Annotated in this window: 13 protein-coding genes; 7 read left to right on the forward strand and 6 right to left on the reverse strand. The window is 58.4% G+C overall.

The genetic code is table 11. The features are described 5' to 3' along the window. Nucleotides 1–219 precede the first annotated feature (219 nt). Together arcA and DMP06_RS05080 are read left to right on the forward strand one after the other, a co-directional pair. Nucleotides 220–1,446 carry an arginine deiminase gene (arcA, locus tag DMP06_RS05075; RefSeq protein ID WP_123208678.1) on the forward strand — a complete coding sequence of 409 codons (1,227 nt, stop codon included), beginning with the start codon at nucleotides 220–222 and terminating at the stop codon, nucleotides 1,444–1,446. 153 nt (nucleotides 1,447–1,599) lie between these two features. Continuing rightward, nucleotides 1,600–3,048: an amino acid permease gene (locus DMP06_RS05080; RefSeq protein WP_123208657.1), complete on the forward strand. Its 1,449-nt coding sequence runs from the start codon at nucleotides 1,600–1,602 to the stop codon at nucleotides 3,046–3,048. 255 nt (nucleotides 3,049–3,303) lie between these two features. On the opposite strand, the gene DMP06_RS05085 is transcribed toward DMP06_RS05080, so the two are convergent. Further along, nucleotides 3,304–5,076: an FAD-binding protein gene (locus DMP06_RS05085; protein WP_123208658.1), complete on the reverse strand. Its 1,773-nt coding sequence runs from the start codon at nucleotides 5,074–5,076 to the stop codon at nucleotides 3,304–3,306. 249 nt (nucleotides 5,077–5,325) lie between these two features. On the opposite strand from DMP06_RS05085, the gene DMP06_RS05090 reads away from it, so the two are divergent. Then, on the forward strand, nucleotides 5,326–6,870 hold the full coding sequence (locus tag DMP06_RS05090) for a helix-turn-helix transcriptional regulator (protein ID WP_123208659.1): 1,545 nt from the start codon (nucleotides 5,326–5,328) through the stop codon (nucleotides 6,868–6,870). 6 nt (nucleotides 6,871–6,876) lie between these two features. Here the strand turns inward: DMP06_RS05090 and DMP06_RS05095 are convergent, their stop codons facing one another. Next, on the reverse strand, nucleotides 6,877–8,385 hold the full coding sequence (locus tag DMP06_RS05095) for a helix-turn-helix transcriptional regulator (RefSeq protein WP_123208660.1): 1,509 nt from the start codon (nucleotides 8,383–8,385) through the stop codon (nucleotides 6,877–6,879). Between the two features lie 291 nt (nucleotides 8,386–8,676). Between DMP06_RS05095 and DMP06_RS05100 the strand changes: the two genes are divergently transcribed. Beyond that, on the forward strand, nucleotides 8,677–10,485 hold the full coding sequence (locus DMP06_RS05100; RefSeq protein WP_123208661.1) for an FAD-dependent oxidoreductase: 1,809 nt from the start codon (nucleotides 8,677–8,679) through the stop codon (nucleotides 10,483–10,485). A gap of 777 nt (nucleotides 10,486–11,262) precedes the next feature. Here DMP06_RS05100 and DMP06_RS05105 read toward each other — a convergent pair. The 3 genes from DMP06_RS05105 to DMP06_RS05115 form a co-directional block, all read right to left on the reverse strand. Next, on the reverse strand, nucleotides 11,263–12,975 hold the full coding sequence (locus tag DMP06_RS05105; protein ID WP_245962389.1) for an FAD-dependent oxidoreductase: 1,713 nt from the start codon (nucleotides 12,973–12,975) through the stop codon (nucleotides 11,263–11,265). A gap of 124 nt (nucleotides 12,976–13,099) precedes the next feature. Next, nucleotides 13,100–14,710: a response regulator transcription factor gene (locus tag DMP06_RS05110; RefSeq protein WP_123208662.1), complete on the reverse strand. Its 1,611-nt coding sequence runs from the start codon at nucleotides 14,708–14,710 to the stop codon at nucleotides 13,100–13,102. Nucleotides 14,711–14,753: 43 nt separating this feature from the next. After that, a complete protein-coding gene (locus tag DMP06_RS05115; protein ID WP_245962390.1) occupies nucleotides 14,754–15,533 on the reverse strand; it encodes a C39 family peptidase in 780 nt (259 codons plus the stop codon). Nucleotides 15,534–15,987: 454 nt separating this feature from the next. Between DMP06_RS05115 and DMP06_RS05120 the strand changes: the two genes are divergently transcribed. From DMP06_RS05120 to DMP06_RS05130, 3 genes are all read left to right on the forward strand, one after another. After that, nucleotides 15,988–16,752, forward strand: coding sequence for a response regulator transcription factor (locus tag DMP06_RS05120; protein ID WP_245962391.1), 765 nt, complete (start codon nucleotides 15,988–15,990; stop codon nucleotides 16,750–16,752). Between the two features lie 148 nt (nucleotides 16,753–16,900). Next, the gene (locus DMP06_RS05125) at nucleotides 16,901–18,706 is read left to right on the forward strand and encodes a sensor histidine kinase (RefSeq protein WP_123208663.1); all 1,806 of its coding nucleotides are present in this window, start codon (nucleotides 16,901–16,903) and stop codon (nucleotides 18,704–18,706) included. A gap of 300 nt (nucleotides 18,707–19,006) precedes the next feature. Further along, nucleotides 19,007–19,993 carry a hypothetical protein gene (locus DMP06_RS05130; protein WP_123208664.1) on the forward strand — a complete coding sequence of 329 codons (987 nt, stop codon included), beginning with the start codon at nucleotides 19,007–19,009 and terminating at the stop codon, nucleotides 19,991–19,993. Nucleotides 19,994–20,148: 155 nt separating this feature from the next. Here DMP06_RS05130 and DMP06_RS05135 read toward each other — a convergent pair whose 3' ends face one another. Beyond that, nucleotides 20,149–20,628: a helix-turn-helix domain-containing protein gene (locus DMP06_RS05135; RefSeq protein WP_123208665.1), complete on the reverse strand. Its 480-nt coding sequence runs from the start codon at nucleotides 20,626–20,628 to the stop codon at nucleotides 20,149–20,151. Nucleotides 20,629–20,948 lie beyond the last annotated feature (320 nt).

Here is a 20,948-nt window from a genome sequence, read left to right on the forward strand (position 1 = left end):
TAAAGATTTTATACAATATCTTTTTGACCTGCGGTTTATGCAGGTCCTATACCCTCTTGGCGCAACGATAGCCGCAATTTCCTTCAAATGTAAGACCTGCTTTTGACTTGGTTGTTTTGATGCTGGGGATCAAAGTGCGTGGCAGCAAGACGATGCGTGATGCATCGGAAACACGTTCGGCACAGGATCCTAGCAACCCCAATGAAGGAGGGCGAAACGATGGCCGGAGTACAAGTCAAAAGCGAGATTGGCAAACTGCGCAAGGTGATTTTGCACCGCCCTGGGCGCGAGCTGCTCAACCTTACCCCTGATTCTCTTGAGCGTCTGCTGTTCGATGATATTCCGTATTTGGAAGTGGCGCAGCAGGAGCACGATGCCTTCGCGCAAAAGCTTCGCGACAACGGCGTGGAGGTTCTTTATCTCGAGCGCTTGATGGCCGATGTGATTCGCGACAATCGCCAGGTGCGCGAGCAGTTCATCGACCAATGGTTGGATGAAGCCGACATCCATACGCCGTACTGGCGCGGCCTGTGCAAAGAGTACCTCGATTCGCACTATGCCGATGCGCAGGCGCTGGTCGATAAGACTATGGAGGGCATGGCGCTTTCCGAATTTGAGATTGACCGCTCCAATATGCTGGTTGATCTGGTATCCGGTCCCACCGAGATGATCGTGGACCCCATGCCTAACCTGTATTTCACGCGTGACCCATTTGCCATGATCGGCAACGGCGTTTCGGTGAATCGCATGTATAGCGTCACGCGCCGCCGCGAAACCATCTACGGCGACTATATTTTCAAGTATCACCCCGATTTTGCCGGCACGCCGCGCTACTACACCCGCGATTCTTCGTTCCGTATCGAGGGCGGCGATATCCTCAATATCAACGACCACGTGCTAGCCATTGGAATCTCGCAGCGCACGCAGCCCGATGCCATCGATGCCATTGCGAAGAGTCTCTTCAACGACGAGACGTCCACCATCGACACCGTTCTGGCGTTCGATATTCCCAAAAGCCGTGCGTTCATGCATCTGGACACCGTGTTCACGCAGGTCGATTACGACAAGTTCACCATTCACCCTGGCATCTTGGGTCCGCTGACCGTCTTTGAGATCACCCCCGATGGCAAGGGCGACATTCGCATCAAGGAGATGGATTCCGATTTGGAAAGTATCCTGGCGAAGTACATGGGTCATTCGGTGAAACTCTTGCAGTGCGGAGCGGGCGACCGTATTGCCGCCGAGCGCGAGCAGTGGAACGACGGTTCCAACACGCTGTGCATTGAGCCCGGCAAGATCGTGGTGTATGCGCGCAACAACGTTACCAACGACTATCTGTACAAAGAGGGCCTTGACCTGGTTGTCATTCCCAGTGCAGAGCTTTCTCGCGGCCGCGGCGGCCCGCGCTGCATGAGCATGCCGGCCTGGCGCGAACTGCTGGTTTAACGAAGCGCTCTCGTTGCCTTGCGGCGGCGGTTGTAAAAGCGCTCAGACCTCCGGCCTTTTGCAACCGCATACGCACCTCAGGGGGCGGCCTCGCATACGGGCGGGCCGCCCTTTTTCGAAGCTTCCAAAGCGTTTAACCCCGAGGAGGGGATCATGTCTGAAAACAAGAATGGCTTGGGCCTTTTTGCGCTCATCGGGTTTGTAGTGAGCTCCTGCATTGGCTCTGGCGTATTTGCCACCACCGGACAGCTTGCCAACGTTGCCGCACCGGGACCTGCGCTCATCGCCTGGGTGGTTGTGGGCTTGGGCTTTTTATTCCTGGCTCTCTCTTTGGCCGATTTGGGCGCAAAGCGCCCCGATGTCGAAGGGCTGTACGAGTTCGCCTCGGAGGGCTTTGGCCCCTTTGCGGGCTTCCTCTCGGGCTGGGGCTATTGGCTTTCGGCCTGGCTTGGCAACGTGGGGTTCGCCACGATGATCGCCCAGGTGCTGGCGGGCGCCATCCCCGGCGTGTTCAGCACGGGCGTGGCGGGCAGCCCCAATATGGTCGCTATAGCGGCGGTCTCGGTGTTTTTGTGGGCCATCACGTTTCTGGTCATCAACGGCGTTGAAAGCGCCGCGCTGCTGAACTCCGTCGTCATGGTGGTTAAGATCGCGGCGATTTTCATCTTCATCGCGTTCGCCGCCATCTGCTTCAACGCCGGCGTGTTCACTGCCGACTTTTGGGGCACGCTCGAGCGCAATGCGGCCGTCATCGCGCAAAACGGCGTGAGCCTGGGCGATGTCCCGCAGCAGGTCATCAACTGCATCCTCATCATGATGTGGATGTTCATAGGCATCGAGGGGGCGAGCGTGATGAGCGCGCGCGCCAACAAGAAAAGCGACGTGGGCCGCGCGACCATCATCGGCTTGGTGGTGCTGCTGGTGCTCTACATTGGGGCGTCCATTTTGCCCTACGGCGTAATGCCCTACGAGGCGCTGATCGCGGCGCCGAGCCCCGCCACCACCACCGTGTTCGAATACATGGCGCCCGGCTGGGGCGGGACATTTTTGAACGTTTCCATCATTGTCGCGGTGCTTGGGTGCTGGCTGTCGTTCACCATGCTTCCCGCCGAAACGTCCTCTGGCATGTCGCGCGACCACTTGCTGCCGGCCAGTTGGAACAAGATGAACAAGAAGGGCGCCCCGCGCATGGCGTTGATCATTGTGAGCGCATGCGCCCAGGTTGTGCTGGTGGTTGCCCACTTCGCCGCCGACGCCTACACGTTTGCCATTAGCATGTGCACCGTGACCATCATCACCAGCTGGTCGCTTGCGGCCGCATACCAGATCAAGCTGGGCATCAAAAACGGGAGCGCCAAAAGCATCATCTTTGGGGCCGCCGCGCTGACGTTCCAGGTGGCGAGCGTGCTGCTTTCCGGCTGGACGTGGATGCTGCTTTCGTGCTTGGGCTACATCCCCGGGTTCTATTTCTACCTGAAGGCGCGCAAAGAGGGCGGCGCTGCGGGCCTCACCAAGGGCGAGAAGGTGGCCTGCGCCGTCATCGCGTTGCTGGGCGCAGCGAGCATACCGCTCACGATTGTCGGAGTCATTCCGGTGTTTTAGAAACGTCCGCCGAATTGCGCATTCGGCGCGCTGCATAGCACATTCTCTAGGGCGTGCTCAAGGCGGGCGCGCCCTTTTTGCGCTTGTTTTTCGATGCATGCAAAAAGCCCGCTCGGGGGAGGGAACCGAGCGGGCTTGAGAGGGGGCTTCGATAAGGAGTATCTGCGCGTCGGGTGGGCAGCATGCCGAGCATCGCGCGCAGGTCCGGCGGCCCGGGGCACACCGAACAAAACGCTCGGTGCGCCCCGGAATCCCTTAGATGCCCTTGGCGGCGTTCGTGCCGGCCAAGCGGCCGAAGCTCATAGCGGTGCCCAGGCTGATGCCCGCCACCACAACGGGGTATTCAACCAAGAACCTGCGGCCCATGGTGTTGCCGGCAACGTAGAGGCCGGGAATCACCTTGTCGTTGTTGTCGAGCGCGTGCATGTTGATATCGCAGTCGATGCCGCCCACCAAAACCAGCATGCCGGCGCTAGCGAACTGGCACGCATAGAACGGCGGGTTCTCCACGGGGAACATGCGCTTGGGCATTTTGCCGAAGTCCTCGTCTACGCCCTTGTGGCACAGCTCGTTGTAGCGTTCGATGGACGCCTTTGCTGCCTCGGCGGGAAGACCCATCTGGGCAATCAGATCGTCAATGGTGTCGGCCTTGACGGTGACGGCCTGCTCCACCATCTCGTCGGTGGTGTAGCCCAAACCAAAGCCAGCGAGCACAGTGGGATATTTGTCAACTTCGTCGGCAGGGATGTAGTGATTCACATAGCCATGGCCATCGGGCATGTCCTTAATCTGCTCAGGCCACTTGGAATCGAAGATCTGCCACGACTTCACGCCAGCTGCGCGATCCTCTTCGTTGTCGGAGACGGGCTGGCGAGTCAACTGATCAGCAATATTCTGGCCAGGCACGTCTTCGTTCATGAAGCGCTCACCGCGCAGGTTCAGCTGCAGGTAGGAGTCGACGCCCAGCGCACCGCCCATGTGGTGCGTCATAGGGGCGTGCGGGCCAAGCTCCATCTTGGCGCCTGCCCACATGCACATCAGGTGGCCATCGCCGGTGTTGCCGATGTTTCCAGCAGCATCCATCGTACCGTAGAAGCTGGTGAACTCATTAGCCCAGGGGATGTAGTACTGACGCATCTCCATGTTGTTTCCGTAGTCGCCGGTGGTCACAACCACGGATTTGCAGTTGATTTTGGTGTATTTGCCATCCATGTCATGCACATAGATGCCGCTGATGGCGCCATCGTCGCCCTTGATGAGCTGTTCGCCCCAGGTAGCAAACATGATTTCTACGTTACCGGTGTCGATCGCAGCCTGCTGAGCGGCCTGACATGCCCATTGCATGTTGGGATTCGTGGTGATGGTGCCGTGGAAGTAGGGGTAGTATTCCTCGTGCCAGTCGTAGCCCTCAAGTGGCGGGAAGCATTTGGGGCGGATGTAGTTGGGCTTGTCGGTCTTCTGATTGGCCGCGGTGGTGGGCAGCACTTCATAATCGGCGCCCTCGATGAACCAGTCGAAGTCCTCGCCTGAGTGGTCATACCAGTATCCCAAGAACTCAGGATCGGGACGATAAGCCATGTCTTTCATGAGCTCGTTGATGATGTCCTCTTTCGGAGCCCATTCGATGCCCAAGTCTTTCTGAATCTGGGAACCCACAACGCCGAAGTCGCCGGCCATGGAAACTACGGTGAAGTTGCTCTCGTCCTGCTTCTCAATAACGATGACCTTGGCGCCCTCTTCGGCAGCTGCCTTGGCGGCGGCGGAGCCAGCTAGGCCGTAGCCCACGATTACAACATCGCAGTCCTTCTCTTCGGCCACCTCGGCGGGAACCTCGGGGGCGGTCATGAAGGAGGGCTGGAAGGTCAGCGGATCTCCACCGGTCGTTGTGGCACCACTGCCGCTGGTGGCTCCTTCTGCGGAATCGGCTTTACCGGCGGGAGCGCATCCCGCCAAGCCGGCGCCGGCTACGGCGGCTGCGGCGGCTCCAAGGCCCAAGAATGCGCGGCGGCTGAGGTCTTGTTTGGTCATTTCCCTCTCCTCTCTTGTGGTTCCCCGTATTGCGCGGGGCGGTGCGGGCGTATCCCGCGTGCTGGGGTAATCTCTGCTTCGCTCTGCATGTGCGAGGCGCCCCAACGAGGCAAACCATACTCTGCGGCGCTCATATTTGCGCCACCTTGAGCCGGGTGGTTTTTGCCGTCGACATTCCTACCCGTAGCGGGTAGGGGTCTTTGAGAAGGGTGTGTGTTATGCTGGTCAGGGGTTTTAAAGGGGAGGGAAATGAATCGCATCAGGCAATACGTCGAAGGCCTCAGGCCGATCGACTTCTGCTTTCTGGGCGGCTACGCCCTTTATCTTGCATTCGGCTATATGGCGTTTGAATCGTCTACGGTGCTGTCGTCAGGCGGCGATCTGGGTGCTCAGGCGATATCGCTGTTTATCATTGTGACTCTGGCGGGGCGTCTTGCGGCGTTTGTGGGCGCGGCATTGGTGTCGGTGCGCCATCCCGGCTTAGGGCCGGTGGGATTCATCGCTGTGGCTTCCGTATTGGGGCTGGCGGGTTTTTTGGTCATGGGGATGCTGCTGCAATTTGTGCTTGATGTTCCTGCGGTCACGACGCTTCCCTGGCTGGGCTTGTCGGGGGCATTGCTGGGTGCTGCTGCAGCGGTGGGCGGTCTGGTGTGGGCGCGCTTTGTGAGCATGCTAGGAATACGTGCGGCGTATTTATATGTGGTGTTCTCCAATCTCACAAGCTTACCGGTATATTTCATTATCACGTTGCTCCCTTCTGCGACATACGTGCCTTTATGCTGCGTGGTGTTTTTCACCTCGATGGCGCTTGCTAAACCCTGTATCGATATGCGCCCGGCAACTACGGAATGCATCACTCGCGACGCCGTGCGTGAGGCGAGCGCGCGGTTGTGGCGTCCGGTGTTGGGCACATGCGTGCTGGCGTTTATGAGTGGATTCATGCTGCAGGTGGCGTTGTGGCACCCCATTCCGTTGGATGTGTTCCAGGGTACGTCGCTTATCACGCAGTTTGTTGTGATGGCCGCGCTTTTGGTGCCGGCGCTAGTGGTGAAACGTCCCATCGCTTTGGCCTCGGTATACAAGGTGGCATTGCCGCTTTCGGCTATGGGTTTTTTACTGTTGCCTGTTATCTGGACAAACGGCGGTGGGCTGGCCAACGCATGTGCACAGTTGGGCTACCTTGTGGCGGGTATTATTTTGTGGTGCATGTTGGCCGACAATGCTCGAGAGCTGCGTCTGCCGAGCGCTCTGTTGTTTTCGCTCGGATCTGGCTGCATCGTGATTGCGCAGATGGTGGGTGCCGTCGTTGGATTTGTGGGGCGCAAGACGCTTGCTCCGGGCGATGTGACGGTAACTGCTGTGGCACTAGTGTCCATCTACGCGGTGGCTATGGTGTCGATGTTTTTGTTCAAGGATCGAAGCTTCAAAGGCAAGTCGGCCGAGCATGCGGGCGATGCGGCGAATCGGTCGGACGCCCGGGGCGCGATGGCTGTAGCCGCAAGGGAAAATGAAGCGTCGGACGTTGAGGCTGCGGAAACCGAGGGGAGTGGACGCTCGGCGCTTGATGTGATGCGTGAATGCTGCGATGCCATAGGCGAACGGGCGCACCTGACGCCTCGCGAACGCGAGATTTTTCTGTATCTAGGGCGTGGTCACACCGTCTCCGCTATTGCTAAAGAGCTTGTGGTGTCGGAAAACACCGTGAAGTTCCACGTCAAGAGCATCTATCAAAAGCTTGACGTGCACTCCCGCGCTGACGTAATGGCGCTCATAGATAAAGAGCGTGTGCGTTAGACGAAGCTACACCGCTTGTTCGGGGTGGTGGCCAAGCGTTTTGGGTATTTCCATCGCAGTGGTCTGCAAGCCTTCCTCTTCCTCAATAAGATCGATGAGCTGTTGTTGCGAATGAACGTCAAGTTTGCGGTAGATGTTCTTGATATGGCTTTTTACCGTTTCGTCTCCGATGGTGAGCTCTTCGCGTATATAGGCTCGATTGCGCCCCTTTGCCAAGAGCGAAAGCACTTCTGTTTCGCGTGGTGAAAGGTGGCAGCGCTGTGCGATTCTCATGACGGCGGACTCCACGGGCGATTCCTCGTTTTCGTCTATAGGCCGTATCGACCCCCATCCCGTAACCGCAGACCCACGACCCAATACAAAAAGGGCAACAAGGAGAATACAAAATATGAGTAGTGCAGACATCATCGCCATATTCGATTCTTCTTGAAAAAATGCTGCCGCTTCTACAGCTATAACTGACCCAAAGAGCTGGCCCACTTGGATGGCGAGCATGCCCCAGCACGCCATCCATCCCGAAGGCGTAGCGCTCCGGGCTGACAAAACTGGCCACAACGCCCAAAGGACAATGTAGAAGTATTGATATCCCAATTGATGAACCGCTGTGCCTATGACGTTGAGGGGTTCATGCAACGATAGAAATAAGAAGCCTGCAGCCATCAGGGGAAGTGCCACCTGGTAGGTCAGGTGGTCAAAATCCATTTTATATACGCTTATGGTTAGATAAATCGCAATGGATCCAGCCACAATTGCTGCAATATTTAATAAATCTCGAATAACAATCCAATCATTCTCGATGGGCGCCATCGCTCCTTTCATGATGCCGAACGAGAAACCAAAAAACGCTGCCACGGCTATCATGCCCCACGGGGGGAGTGTTTTCACGTGAATGTTTCGGTTGTGGGCGGGGAGTGTGGGCAAATCGCGGCTAAAGTGCATGAGGAATACTACGCTCAGACAGGGAAGAATGGCAACGACGGTCTGGGCGATTGGAACGGGCAATTGGAGAATAATAAAGTAGGCACCTGCTCCGATGATTGAAGCCATGACGCTGCATTGAATTATTCGACGCGGTCCCATCGATGAGATAGATTCGCTCCATAGGACAACGATGATGCCGCTGCCTACGCCTGTGGCGATTGCTCCCAGCACGTATAGGGTTACGAAAAGTTCGTCAGGGGCTAATGCGGACATATGAGACAGCGCAAGCGTCCCCAGTGTCGAAAGGGCGCCTGCAATTTGAGCGAGAAATTGAATGTTTGCGAGGGGATTTCGCGTGCGGACAACGAGCAAAAGAAGCGCGATGGTGACGACGTTTGCTAAAAGCGAGAAGAGCCATAAAGGTTCGAGAGAGGGCACTTCTGTTATGGAAAGCAGCTTTGCGGCCTTGGCGATACTTGCCCGCTCACCCTCCTGATAGAAAAGCGAGCTCCAAAACACGCACCAGATCCATGTCCAATGAGCCGAAAAGCCAAGCACGTCAGACGTGCGCCAAGCGCTTTGCGTGCGATGCATCGTGTCCCTCCTCAAGGCGGCAATTGCAGTGGTACATACGTGAGCTTTTTGCCGCCTTCCCCTCTTTTCATTATATATCCGAGGAAAGAATGGATGTGAAGTGAATGCTTCGAGGGCATCCCCCTGGTGGGGGGAAAGATGCGTCATCAGCGTGTTTAACCCTCTCAACGGGATAGAAAACATTCGCAACGACCTGTAGGGTTCAAAGAGCGCAGCGAGTGGCTGCGTGGAATCCGATCACCCCAACAAAATGGGACGTTCGGTTCTGTGCCATCAATGAGGAGGGTAACCATGGAGAACAACAAGGGGATTTCCCGTCGTTCGTTCCTCGGCGTGGGAGGTGTTGCGCTTGCGGGCGCCACTGCTGCCGGGCTCGTAGGCTGTGCGCCTAAGGCCGTTGACGATTCAGCGGCCAGCGTTGCAGGTGACAGCTCTCAGGGCGGAATGCCTGTTGCAGAGAGCGGAGCTTCTGCGGGTCCCGATGTCGCTGGTATGCATAGCTGGGAAATAGCACCAGAGCCCATTGCTTCTGACCAGATTACGAGCATTGAAGAATGTGACGTTCTGGTCATCGGCGCCGGCTTGGCTGGTTGCTGTGCCTCGCTCTCAGCGTTGGAGAAGGGCGCCAAGGTAATCACCATCGACAAGAATCCTGAATGTGTTGTGGCGCGTGGTGTGCATGTCGCTGGCTTTCACACAAAGGTCCAGCAAAAGCTCGCTGAACAAGGTCTGGTTGAAGAGCCCGATTACAACCACGTAGTGCGTCGCTGGATTAATTGGGCACAGGGCCGCGTTAAAGAGCCTCTGCTGTGGGAGTTTGCACGCAAGAGCGGCGCCTGCTTTGACTGGCTGTATGACCTGGTGACCGGCGATAAGAACCTCGAAGCTCTTTTGTGGGACGGATATTACAAAGGGCCGGATTACACCGAGTATCCCGTTACTCACATTTTCTACCTCGCAGATAAGTATGAGGAGACGGTAAACTTCACTTTCTACCAGGGGTCTGGCGTAGGCGACGTGTACGGCAATGCGGTTCTGGTTCCTGCGCTGTATGAGCTGATTGCGGAAAACGGCGGAGAGATTCGCTGGAGCACCAAGAGCGAGCAATTGATTCGAGAAGACGGTGGTCCCGTTACTGGCGCTATCGTGACCGATCCCGACGGTAATTACGTTCAGATTAATGCAAAGTCTGTCATTATCGCGTCGGGCGACTTCGCGGCCGACAACGAGATGTTCCAGTACTATGCGCCCATGACCGTGTACGCTATGGACGGTCGTTACTACAATCCGCCTGATTGCGATACAGGTGACATGCACAAACAGGCCATTTGGATCGGCGGCGCTATGCAAAAATCCGAGCCTTATGCGGCCGTTATGCACCTCGATTTCGGTGCGGCGAGCTACGGCTTCCTGCATGTCAACTGGGAGGGCAAGCGTTTCAAGAACGAGGATGTCAACACTCAGTCTAAGAGCGTGACCAAGGCGCTGCAGACCCACAAAGACGCATGGACTATTTATGATTCTCACGGTCTCGAGCAGGTTAAAGAGCAGATTGATGCCGGTCTGGGCGGCGGTTTGCAGTGGGGTCAGCTGACCCAGCCCGTGGGTGGCGAGTACAATCTTGAAGCTCAGAAGAAGGTACTGGAAGGCGAAATCGCGGACGGCCTTACCGTGACTGCCGATTCGCTTGAAGAGCTTGCTGAAAAGATGGGCGTTCCCGCGGAGAATCTGGTCGCTACGGTCGATCGTTACAACGAGCTGTGCGACTTGGGCAAGGATCTTGATTTCGGCAAGCGTCCTGAGGTCATGGGCAAAGTCCAGGACCCCCCGTTCTACGCTGGTAAACTTGTTGCAAGCATGCTTACCATGTGCGGCGGTCTGCGCACCAACACCGAAGCTCAGGTGCTTGACGCCGAAGACCATCCTATCGAAGGTCTATATGTTTGCGGTTCTGCCGCAGGCGAATTTTTCGGCGCCGGTGATTACCCCACGTACGTTCCTGGAATTGGCCATGGCCGCTGCGTGACCTTTGGGCGCATTGCCGGTATTAACGCTGCTGGCGGTAATGCCGAAGAGGAAATTCCCAGTTTGGATATCTAGACGCATTTGCGATTTAGTTGAGGCAGTAAGGTACTGCTATCGTTCAGCCCCTCCAGGCGGTGGCAGCTTTGTTGCATACGAAAGCGAAAGCCTTTCCCTCCCTTGGGTTTTCGCTAATTGTGGTGGCCGATCCCGTTTTGCGGGGTCGGCCGCATTTTTTTCTGATGCTGAATACAGCTTGTTTTCCGGTCGAGTGGTGCGAGATTGTCCGAAATTGGAAGCTTATCGCACGAAGCAGGTGCCTAGTTCTGGTGCGTAGTTCGTGCATGCAGGCTTAGCTCTGTACCCATGCGTGTATCCCCTTGCCCCTCCCTTTTTTCCGTGCCTGCGCAAAGCCATGCAACGAAGAGGTTGGCCAAAGTAAACTGAATTTCGATAGGAGGCGGAAACGGAGCTTTCTGCCTCACCTATTTTGAAGCCGATGCAATGGGTATTCGGCGAGAGCCCAGGTCGATGCTGCGAAGCCTTTCGAGATAATCTGCAGGGAGAAGTGGTCTTCGCTGCGTCAGGTTCAAGTCTTGGCTGGACGTCTAGTGCAGATTCCATCACGAAGGGGCCGGACGTTCTTCGCCTTAGACCTAAGGGTTTGTGGAGGAATGCCGATATTGCGTCCTTCCTCTCGTAAGTAGGGGTTTGGGGTGCGTGCGGTAGCGAGAAATGGAGCTGGAAGAACTACTCCATGTAACAAAAAGGAGCCGCCCCGTGGGGCGGCTCCTGCGGTATTCGGCCGGGATTCGTTGGGAGGGAGGTAGCACCCGGTCGAACGAGGCGCTTTGGTTATTCGAACTCAAGCTCGCTGATGACGGTATCCTTGGCAAGGGCTTCGCCCACCAGCTCGCCGAAAGTCACGCAGCGGCCGTGGCTGACGCCGGGGAAGTGCACCGGATAGTCGTCGCCGAAGAAGTCGCCCTGAACGTTGCCAACGGCATACAGTCCGGGGATAACCTTATCGTCCTCGGTCATGACCTGGGACTCGGCGTTGCAGTGAAGTCCGAAGGGGATAGTCAGCAAGCTGCAGACGTTCTTGGTGGCGTAGAACGGAGCGGTCTGAACGGGTGCCAGGAACTCAGCAGGAACAGCGAAGTCAACGTCCTCGCCGGCTTCGGCCATGGAGTTGTAACGCTCGACTGTTGCCTTGAATGCCTCGGCGGGAACGCCGATGGCTTCTGCGAGCTCGTCCAACGTATCCGCCTTGATGAGCGTGCCTGCCTCTTCCCACTCGGCCATAACATCCTCGACGCCGTCCAGGAAGCGTTCGTAACGAGAGGGTTGCTGCTGCTTGACGTACTTCTCGTAATCGGAGTCAAAGATGGACCACGCCACGTTGCCGATGGTGTTCATGCGGGCATTGGTCAGCATGGGCTCAAAAGGCATCTCGGCGCCATAGCGCTTGCCTTCGCTGTCAACGGCGAGCCAGCACATGATGAACGAAGTCAGGTTCAGCGCGAGAGAATCAGCGGTGAACTGGTGAATCATCGGAGCGGCCGTGCTCTTCTGCAGGCCGGCACCAATCCAGCAGCCCATCAGGATTCCGTCGCCGGTGTTGCCGCCCATGGGGGTGTAGGTGTTGGCATCGGCACGGTTGGCGATGGGCGCGAAAGCATCAATCATCTCCTGGTTACCGCCGATATCGCCGGTGGCGAGCACTACGCCCTTGGCGCCGTTGTACTGCACATGGGATCCGTCTTCAGCGGTTACGATGACGCCCGTTACGCCGCCTTCCGCATCGCCCACGAGCTGTTCGGCATGGGTGTTGAACACGAATTCGGCGCCGTTCTCGGTGGCGGAGTTGTACAGCATCTCGCCAAGCGTCCAGTTGACCGACTTGCCGTCGTCGCGCACATCATAGGTCTCACCGCCGCGCACAAAGGAAACGGCGTCGGGATAGACGCGCCACTGGCTGTCGAGCTCGCTCCACATGTCGTACTTGGACGTACCGGAAAGTGCGTGCACCATAGAGATGCCTTGCGGTTCGCCCAGCTTCTCCAGGTAGTCGAAGACCTCACCGGAGCGGCTCGCCCATACGGAGATGAGCTCGTAATTGGTCTTTTGGCGGGAGTCAAAGTGGAGCTGGCGTGCGGGAATGTGCCAATCGATGTCGAACCCGTTGGACTTGTGGAAGTTGCTGCCGATGTTGCCCACGTCGACGCCGCGGATGGAGATTTCGCCCATGCGCTCGATAACGGCAACTTTTGCCCCGTTACGTGCAGCGGCCTCGGCGGTGGAGATGCCTGCCAGGCCGGCGCCGACAATCACGATGTTGTATTCCTTGGTCTCGGCGACGTCGGTGATGGGCTCGGGCGCAACCTCCCACGCATGCTTGACCTCGGTGCCCTCGGTGGAGCCGGAAGTCGCAGTGGTGGTGTCGGTCGATCCGCTGTCGGAAGAACCGCTGGGGCTGCAGCCTGCGAGCGCAGCGCCTCCCGCCACAACGGCGCCGGTCGCCAGAGCGCCCTTCAGGAAGTTCCTACGATCGAGTTCCATAGCCATAAGGTATCCCTCCTCTTGTCTTTTCCTCGGTCCCTTTTCCGAGGAACGCGCACTGAGCGCATATCTAGGAGGATGGTTTTTTGCACGTATGCACGCAACGCATGAATAACGCTATTTCACTAAATCAGGTAGCTCCCGTGATGGTGCTCTGAGGCTCACGTGATTCGGGTGATATGGATGATAAGGCCAGGTCAAGAAGCTGCTGGCGGTCGTGAACCTCCGCTTTTTGATAAATGTGGCGCACATGGGTGCCTACGGTGTTTTCGGAGATACCCAGGGCTTCGGCGATCCAAGGCTGGGTGCGTCCCTGTAGGAGTAGGTCTGCTACGTCTTTTTCGCGGGCGGTAAGGCCGATTCCGTCTAGCCATGCCTCCATGCGTTCTGCCGACGTTTCGCCCATTGCCCCCACCATGCCGGTGCTTTGTGCCGGGGAAGGGCGGGCGCTGCGAAGAAGCTCTGCCGACTCTTCGCTCGAAAGCAGCATGACTATGGCAATTACGACAAGATAGCCAACTACGGTGGTTTCTTGAAAAAAAGCCAGCGGGTTGGCACCCTCTTCTTGCCCCACGAGCAGAACGCCGCATACAAGACCCAGAGCCGTGGCGGCGTTTGCGACGAATCGAATAAACGCCACCGTTTTTACCGGAGATTTTGAACGCGTGTGCGCAATATGCGAAAACGCCACCCAAATGAACATGTCGAAAGCGGTATAACCCGCAATGATCACCGCGCCAGACACCAAGAACGTATCCGTTCCAAAGAAGAATGGCAGCATCATGATGCCCGCCACCATGATTAAAAAGCCGACGCGAAACACGGCGCTCGAGCGTTCGGGCCGTGCGACAAGAAGGCAAAACATTACAATGGCCGCCGCCCCGCGAGCCACTTGAACGCCGATTCCGTCTGCCTGGGTGGAAAACGAGAGGAGGTGTTGCAAGTATCCGAACCCGCTCATCACCAGCACCACTGCGCCTATGAGCATGGCTGACACGCCCAGGTGGTTCGTAAGAAAGGCTTGCATTCCGTGGGGAGAAGCGGCCGGTTCTGTTTGCGGGCGACCAAGCGATTTCGCCAGTGATTCATCGAGCCTCGATTCCACATCCATGGTGTCGGTAAGGGGTCTGAAGGCGGCTTCAGAAGTCTGCGCATTGGCGGTGGCGTCGCGGCGTTTCGTTTTGCGCGTCAAGGAATGGCCCATGGCCACGAACAGGGCGCTCGATGCCAAGGGGAACAGCGCAAAGAACACGGCGCGTGCCTCGGGAATCATGAAAAGCAAGGGCGCATCAAGCAGAGGTGCTATGGCGAACGCGCCCGCTATCAAAGGGGTTGCGCTTTTGGCGCCGTCTTTGCAGTACACCATGCCCCATGCCATGTTGTACATGCCCATGAACAGGCCGCATAGCAGGGCTCCCCCTGCGAATGCGCCCCAGTTGTTCGCCATGCCCGCTACGGTATAGAACAGCGACCCGATGGTTCCCGCAACGGCGACGGCAACGGTCATGCGTCGGCCCTCGAAGAGCTTTCCCACCACGTCGCCGCGCCACAGCACCAATCCGAACACCGGCAGGCTGAGCGCAAACGCGGCGATGGCGCCGTATTCGGGCATGAGCCCGTCCGTCCCTCCCGTCGCGAACAACGCGCTCATGAACAGCGCATCGAACCAGGCCCAGTAAAACCCCGAGCCCACAATTGCTTTCACGCCGTTGGCTCCTCCAACGCGGTTGATACCTTGCATACAATTCCCTCCCTGACGGGAATTGTACCAGGTGCGATCGCGCTCATCCTCGCGAGTAGGCCCACAGGTTCGCGCATTGGCCGAGCACAAGCTGGGCGTCCCATGTCTGCATGCTGCGCTCGACGCTGTTGGGGTCGCGCACCACGAGCTTGCCCGACGAGTCTTTGCCCACGATGACGATGAAATGGCCCACAGTGGTGAATTCGCCTGGCATCATAGACGCGATAACGGGTCGTCCTTCTTCGAGCGATTCCGAAAGAACGCTTTCGCTGGCAGGAAGCTCTTCGACCGAGAGCCCCAGTTCGCTCGCTCCGTCGCTCATGAGCGCCCAGGCCGTCATGCCGTCTTGAACGTAGCCGTTCGCCTCGGAAAACGCAGCCATTTCCACGGGACCCATGTCGGTTTTACCCGTAATCGCCGTATAAACCATGCTCAGGCAGGTGGGTCCGCATCCCGACGTGGCGATGTCGGATCCGGCATAGGAGTCGTGCGCCCAGTCGGGGTCGGTTTGGAACAGCGTGGGAACTTCTCCTTGACGCCATTCGCTTTTTGGTGTGCTCGTGCCATCTTGGGCTATGGGTGCTGCAGAAAGAGGCCCCGAAAACGCCCCCGAGGCACCACCTGCGGTCGGGGTGTCTGCCGCATTGTATGCTTCGGCGCGCATGGCGGTAAACGCTATGCATGATGTTACGGCGACGAGAGCCACGGCAATGCCTAGCGCAACGATGGAATCCATGCCGCGTCTGCGCTGGCCAAAGAGCCGACGAGTTTTGCGACGTGCCTGATAGATTGACGGGTCTCGCCGATAGTCCTCGAAGCGCATGATGGTTCCTTGCCCTCTCTCGTTGCTTTCTTGTCGCGAAAGATGTGTTCGTCGTCGCGCTCCGCCTTGTCGGTTGAAGATGAGCCCTCCTTCGCGTATCGTCCTGCTGTTACGCATCATTGCGATGGCATCTTCTGACCGTTGCACCGGCTTTTCTCCGGTTCAATGAGGCCGGACCGCGTCGAACCTTGCGTCGGCCTATCGCTTGGGCAACGTCGAACGCCCCTTAGGCTACCTGGGCTTCCGGTTAAAAGTCTTGCAAGAAACCGTGACAAGACGGGGACGCTCCTTAAGATTTGCTGAAGGGCCGCCGGGCGAACGGCCTTGCTGAGCGCGGGCCGCCAATGGAAATGCGAAGAAGCTCGGGCGCGGCGGGTCTTTCGGGCGCGGCGGGTCGTATTAAGTCTTCCTTAAGAAAGGGCGGCTCCTCTTGATGGCATGGTAGGATGGCGCCATGGATGAGTCCAAGAGGACATACGATGCGGGAATGCAGCCCCCTCAGGCGTTACAACGGCGCTGTGTAGTGGTGTGCGACGACGAGCATGAGATCGCCGATCTGGTGGCTCGGCTTCTCGAGCGCGAGGGGTTTTGCGCGCGGGCGACCTATTGCGCACAGGACGCGCTCGCCCTGGTGCGCGCAGGCGAGGCCGATTGCGCCATACTGGACATCATGATGCCTGGTATGGATGGCTTTGAGCTGGGAAAACGCATTCGAGAGTTCTCCGATATCCCGCTCATTTTTCTCTCCGCTAAAGATGAAGAGGTGGATAAGGTCTTAGGGTTCGCCCTGGGCGCAGACGATTACGTGACCAAGCCGTTCAAGCCGCGCGAGCTGGTGATGCGCGTGCGTGCCTGTCTGCGTCGTTTCAATCGGGCGGAGCAGGCCCCGCAAAGCGACGGGCGATTGAGCATGCGCGGCATCGAGCTGCACCCCGATTCGCACGAGGCGTGGCTGCTTGACGTGCCGCTCTCGCTCACGCCGAAGGAATTTTCCCTGCTTGAGGCGCTGCTTAAGGCGGGCGGAGCCCCCGTATCAACCGGCGATCTTTACGAGTTGGCATGGGGCGAGCCCGCCGACCCTGCCGGCATGAACACCGTGATGGTCCATATTCGCCATCTGCGCAAAAAGCTCGCGGAAATCGATGCGTCCACCCTTTACGTGGAAACGGTGTGGGGCATGGGCTATCGCATAGCGAAGGCGGCCAACGAGCGCAGGTAGCTGGCATCGGCACTCGCTTGGGCATGTCCTCGGCGGAGTTGCGCTATGGGGCGCGATGAGGGGGACCGCGCGATAGAGAAAACGGCGCCGTCGGAACATGGCGCAAAGTCACAATGCAAAGTGAACGGCTCGGCGAGAAAGGACTGGCATGAACAGTACGACGAACGCGTTCGACAACGGTCAAAACGGCAACGCATTCGCCGTGAAGCATGAAAACGACGGATTCGATGCGAATCGCGGATACGGCGCACCTCCCGCCCCTTCGGCATTTCGATCCTCGTACCGAACAGAGCAGGAGCGGCTGCTGCGTCGCAAGCTCCTGGGGCGCATGTTTGTTCTGTTGGGCGTATGGACCGCGGCGTTCTGCCTGTTCGCGTTCGCTTTCAACGCGATCATGGTTCCGCGCATCGCCGATGAGGTGGTGACGCGGTTCGCTCCCATCCAATACGTCGACGCCGAAAACGCCGGAACGGCGGATTGGAGCGCGTTCCAGCTGGCAGCTCAGGCTACGAGGAAAGACACGATCGTCGGCTATGTGACCGATCTGTATGGCTCAAGCGACGGAGAGGGCAGCCCGCGCGAGAATGCCTCGAAGGAGGCGCTCGCGATAGCCGATAAGGTTCGCGAAAGCCACCCGGTGAACAACGGATCGGAAATCCGCACGCCGTCGGATGATACGCTGTACGTGTTCTACGATGTGTCCGACGAGGCGCACCGTGCGATCGAGGACGCCGTCGGTTTCCTCATGCAGAGCGACTCCGCAGCATTCGACCGTCTTTGCAATGAGGCTTTGGCCTACTACGGTATGACGGAGTCGACAACCCCCATCGACGGCTTCGGCGGATACTATGACACCTATTATCTTGACGGACACTACGAGTATCGCGATATGAGCGTGTACGACCTGGTGAAATCGTTCAAGATTCCCCTTGCCGTAGGGGCGTTCCTTGTGGGCGTGGTGATAATCATGTGGGCGCTTCTACGACGCTCCCTTGATGCGTTCGACACGCTGTTCGGGGCCATGGAGGGCGTGCTGCTCAAGCGCGATACGCGGCCCGACCTTCCGCGTGAGCTGGAGCCCACTTCGCGCGCCCTGGAGGCCATCGCCCGTGAAAACGAGTCGAACGAGCTGGCCGCCCGTGCGGCTGAGCAACGCAAAAACGAGCTGGTGGCCTATCTCGCCCACGATATTCGCACTCCGCTCACGTCGGTGGTGGGATATCTGACCATGCTTCAGGAATCGCCCGACATGCCCATCGAGCAACGGGCGCGCTATGCGGGCATCGCGCTGGATCGCGCGCAGCGGCTCGAGGACATGCTCGAGGAGTTCTTCGAAATCACGCGCTACAACCTGCAGTCCATTCCCATCGAGCGCGAGCGGTTCGATGTCGGCATGCTCTGTCGCCAGGTGACAGACGAGTTCTTTCCCATAGCGGAATCGCGCGGCATATCCATCGAGGTGGATGCCGCAACGCCGCTCGCCGCCTTCGCCGATCCAGGCAAGGTGTCACGCGTGCTGAACAACCTGCTCAAGAATGCGGTGAGCTATGCCGACGAGGGATCGACGGTGCAGGTGCGTGCGCGCATCGATGACGGTGCGCGGTCGGGCGCGGGCTCGTTGCATCTGGGAATGCCCGGGCAAGAATCGCCGACGAATGCGACTGCGCAGGGTGCGCCTGCGGGCGCGGCGTTTGCGGAGCCGTTCTGCGCCGCCACGACGTCGGCTCGATGGCTGACGATCGATGTGGTGAATCAAGGTCGCGAGATAAGCCCCGCCCACCTGCAGTCGATCTTTGAGAAGTTCTATCGCGAGGATACATCGCGCAGCACGCAAGCGGGCGGAGCGGGTCTGGGGCTCGCTATAGCCCGCGAAATCGCACGCGCACACGGTGGCGACCTTTCGGCATCGAGCGAATCGGGCGTGACGACATTCACCTTGCGCATCCCTGCGTAATAAGGCACCTCGCGCGAGTGGCAACGGTGAAGCGAGGGTTCCGGCGGCGAAATTCTGGGGCTAAGGCACGTCGCGCGGGCGGCAACGGCGCGGGCATCCTCGCGGGTATCCTCGCGATACGCATTCCTGCGAAATAAGGCGCCTTTGTTTTCTGTTGTTTCCCAGCCACCGCCAACTGTTTGTTTGCGGTGGCTGTGGGCGAACGGGCGCCTTGACGGTTGCCCCACAATGAAACGGCGCGGGCGGCTCGCTCTTGCCGTGGCGGCCCGGTTGTCATGCCGGTACGTCGGGGGAGGAGCCATGCCTGTTTGTCTCAGCCATTCGTCGGCGTTCGAGTTCTATCGCGGGTGCGGAGAGCGAGGAATCGATACGTCAAGGCTGCCTAAGTCGGGGTCTATCGGAGATTTTTCGGCGTTGCACGTGTTCGAGGCGCTCGAGGATGAGGGTTTGAGCGGAATGCTTGCGCTGCCGGTGCATGTGGCGGTCAGGGAGCGAACGCATCAGAGGTTCCAGTGCGGCGTGGTCAAACACGGGGTTTCCGTCGAATTGCCGGAGCCTGCGGCGTATAAGGTATCCGAGCGCCTTTACGTCGCGTTGCCCGAGTTGTGCCTCGTGCAAATGGGCACACAGGCGTCTGAGGTCGATTTGGCGCTGCGAGCGTATGAGTTTTGCGGGTTTTATGCGGTCCGCACGCCCAAAGATGGCGGGGTGGCTGTTTCTTCGAGAGGCGGAAAGGCGTCCCGTCCGCTGTGGGGCGAGGAATTCGCATGTCGAAAGCCCCTGACCACCGTGCGAAAGGCGTATCGTCTCGCACGGTCGGTGCCGGGAATGCATGGCGTGAAATCGGCGCGCAAGGTGCTGTCATACATTCAGGATGGATCTATTTCGCCTGTTCAAACGGCGATGGTTCTTTTGCTCGCGGGTCCTACGCGCATTGGCGGCATGGGGTTCGAGGGGGCGATTCTGAACAAACTGGTTCCCACGAGAGAGGGCGAGCGGTGGGCCGATATCGTGTGGCCGCAGTATGGTATCGGGTTGGAGCTGAGCGATTGCACGTCAGTTGCCGCCTATCGTAGTCGTCTTCAGCGCGATAGGCGGCGAAGGATGACGAAGGTGGATGAGGTCTCCGTTTTTGCGGCGTGCTCTCAGGATTTTACGGATCTCGATCGCTTCGACAGTTTGGCGCGAAACATTGCCCGCGCTATGGGGAAGCGCGTTCGAATCAGCCTGAGGGGTCACCGGCAAAGACAGGCGGTTCTTCGGTCTCGGCTGCTGCCAATGCCTTAAAGCTGGTTTTGCTCCCGACCGCTCGGCGGCGGCTGTGGAAACGCCCTCCAAAGCCTATCGGCAAAACTATGGGAACGCCTTCCTCAACGAGGCAGAAGGTGGTTGAGCAAAAGAGGCCGCCCTTTAGCCCAAGGTCCGCCCTTTAGCCCAGGGGGCTATCCCTCAAGCTCCATGCTGCTCTTTTTGGGCGTTTTAGGGCTCGAGAGACGTGGACGCCCCGGGCGAGGCTTGCTGTTAAGACGGCGCTCGACGGACTCGCAGGTGATAAACGATGCGTTGCCCTTCGTGTAGCCCTCGAGAATGCCTGATTTGACCATCTGCGAGACGCGGGCGCGCGATACGCCCAGCTTCTCGGCTGCTTCGGAAGCGGTGATGGTATCGATGGCGTCAACAGAGGCATCGATGCTGGCGATGAGCACAATGCCGTCGGTGTGGGCAGGCTCGTTGCCGAACGTGGCTTTTGGCATGGGGCGCTTGTGGAGAAGTCGCTGTTCGATTTCGCGACGCAGCAGCGATACCGCCTTGCGCGACACTTCGGCACGGCTGCGGCCCTTGACTTCTCCGTCGAAATCGAACGGCGTGGCGCTCAGCGAGGTCCCTTGTGGGTAGAGTTCGAATTCGTAGGTGTGCACCATCGCTTTACGTCCTTATCTTCCGTGGGGTCATGGCCCCGTTTGTCATACGGCGTTCGCAATGGTTTTGGCGTCCAGGCACTCGCCCGGTATGCCCAAAAGGACTTTACATCCTTTTTACCTTTGCGGTTCTTGGCCGATACTACCCGCTTTAGGGGCGTTCCTGTTGGGCGACAGCCAACACTTTGCAAAAGTAGGGACTGCGGACGAAAAGTTGGACGCGATTCACGCGTCCGGAAGGGGGTCCGCATGTATGATAGGGACGTGGTGGAGCTTGCGCTGCTCGCCCTGGAGGAGGGCATGACGCACGCCGAGGCCGCCGA

Source organism: Slackia equolifaciens, from assembly GCF_003725995.1.
Classification (GTDB): Bacteria; Actinomycetota; Coriobacteriia; order Coriobacteriales; family Eggerthellaceae; genus Slackia; species Slackia equolifaciens.

Coding starts and splice junctions, on each gene's coding strand:
- arcA (WP_123208678.1), top strand. CDS start 220: ATGGCCGGAGTACAAGTCAAAAGCGAGATTGGCAAACTGCGCAAGGTG.
- DMP06_RS05080 (WP_123208657.1), top strand. CDS start 1,600: ATGTCTGAAAACAAGAATGGCTTGGGCCTTTTTGCGCTCATCGGGTTT.
- DMP06_RS05085 (WP_123208658.1), bottom strand. CDS start 5,076: ATGACCAAACAAGACCTCAGCCGCCGCGCATTCTTGGGCCTTGGAGCC.
- DMP06_RS05090 (WP_123208659.1), top strand. CDS start 5,326: ATGAATCGCATCAGGCAATACGTCGAAGGCCTCAGGCCGATCGACTTC.
- DMP06_RS05095 (WP_123208660.1), bottom strand. CDS start 8,385: ATGCATCGCACGCAAAGCGCTTGGCGCACGTCTGACGTGCTTGGCTTT.
- DMP06_RS05100 (WP_123208661.1), top strand. CDS start 8,677: ATGGAGAACAACAAGGGGATTTCCCGTCGTTCGTTCCTCGGCGTGGGA.
- DMP06_RS05105 (WP_245962389.1), bottom strand. CDS start 12,975: ATGGCTATGGAACTCGATCGTAGGAACTTCCTGAAGGGCGCTCTGGCG.
- DMP06_RS05110 (WP_123208662.1), bottom strand. CDS start 14,710: ATGCAAGGTATCAACCGCGTTGGAGGAGCCAACGGCGTGAAAGCAATT.
- DMP06_RS05115 (WP_245962390.1), bottom strand. CDS start 15,533: ATGCGCTTCGAGGACTATCGGCGAGACCCGTCAATCTATCAGGCACGT.
- DMP06_RS05120 (WP_245962391.1), top strand. CDS start 15,988: ATGGATGAGTCCAAGAGGACATACGATGCGGGAATGCAGCCCCCTCAG.
- DMP06_RS05125 (WP_123208663.1), top strand. CDS start 16,901: ATGAACAGTACGACGAACGCGTTCGACAACGGTCAAAACGGCAACGCA.
- DMP06_RS05130 (WP_123208664.1), top strand. CDS start 19,007: ATGCCTGTTTGTCTCAGCCATTCGTCGGCGTTCGAGTTCTATCGCGGG.
- DMP06_RS05135 (WP_123208665.1), bottom strand. CDS start 20,628: ATGGTGCACACCTACGAATTCGAACTCTACCCACAAGGGACCTCGCTG.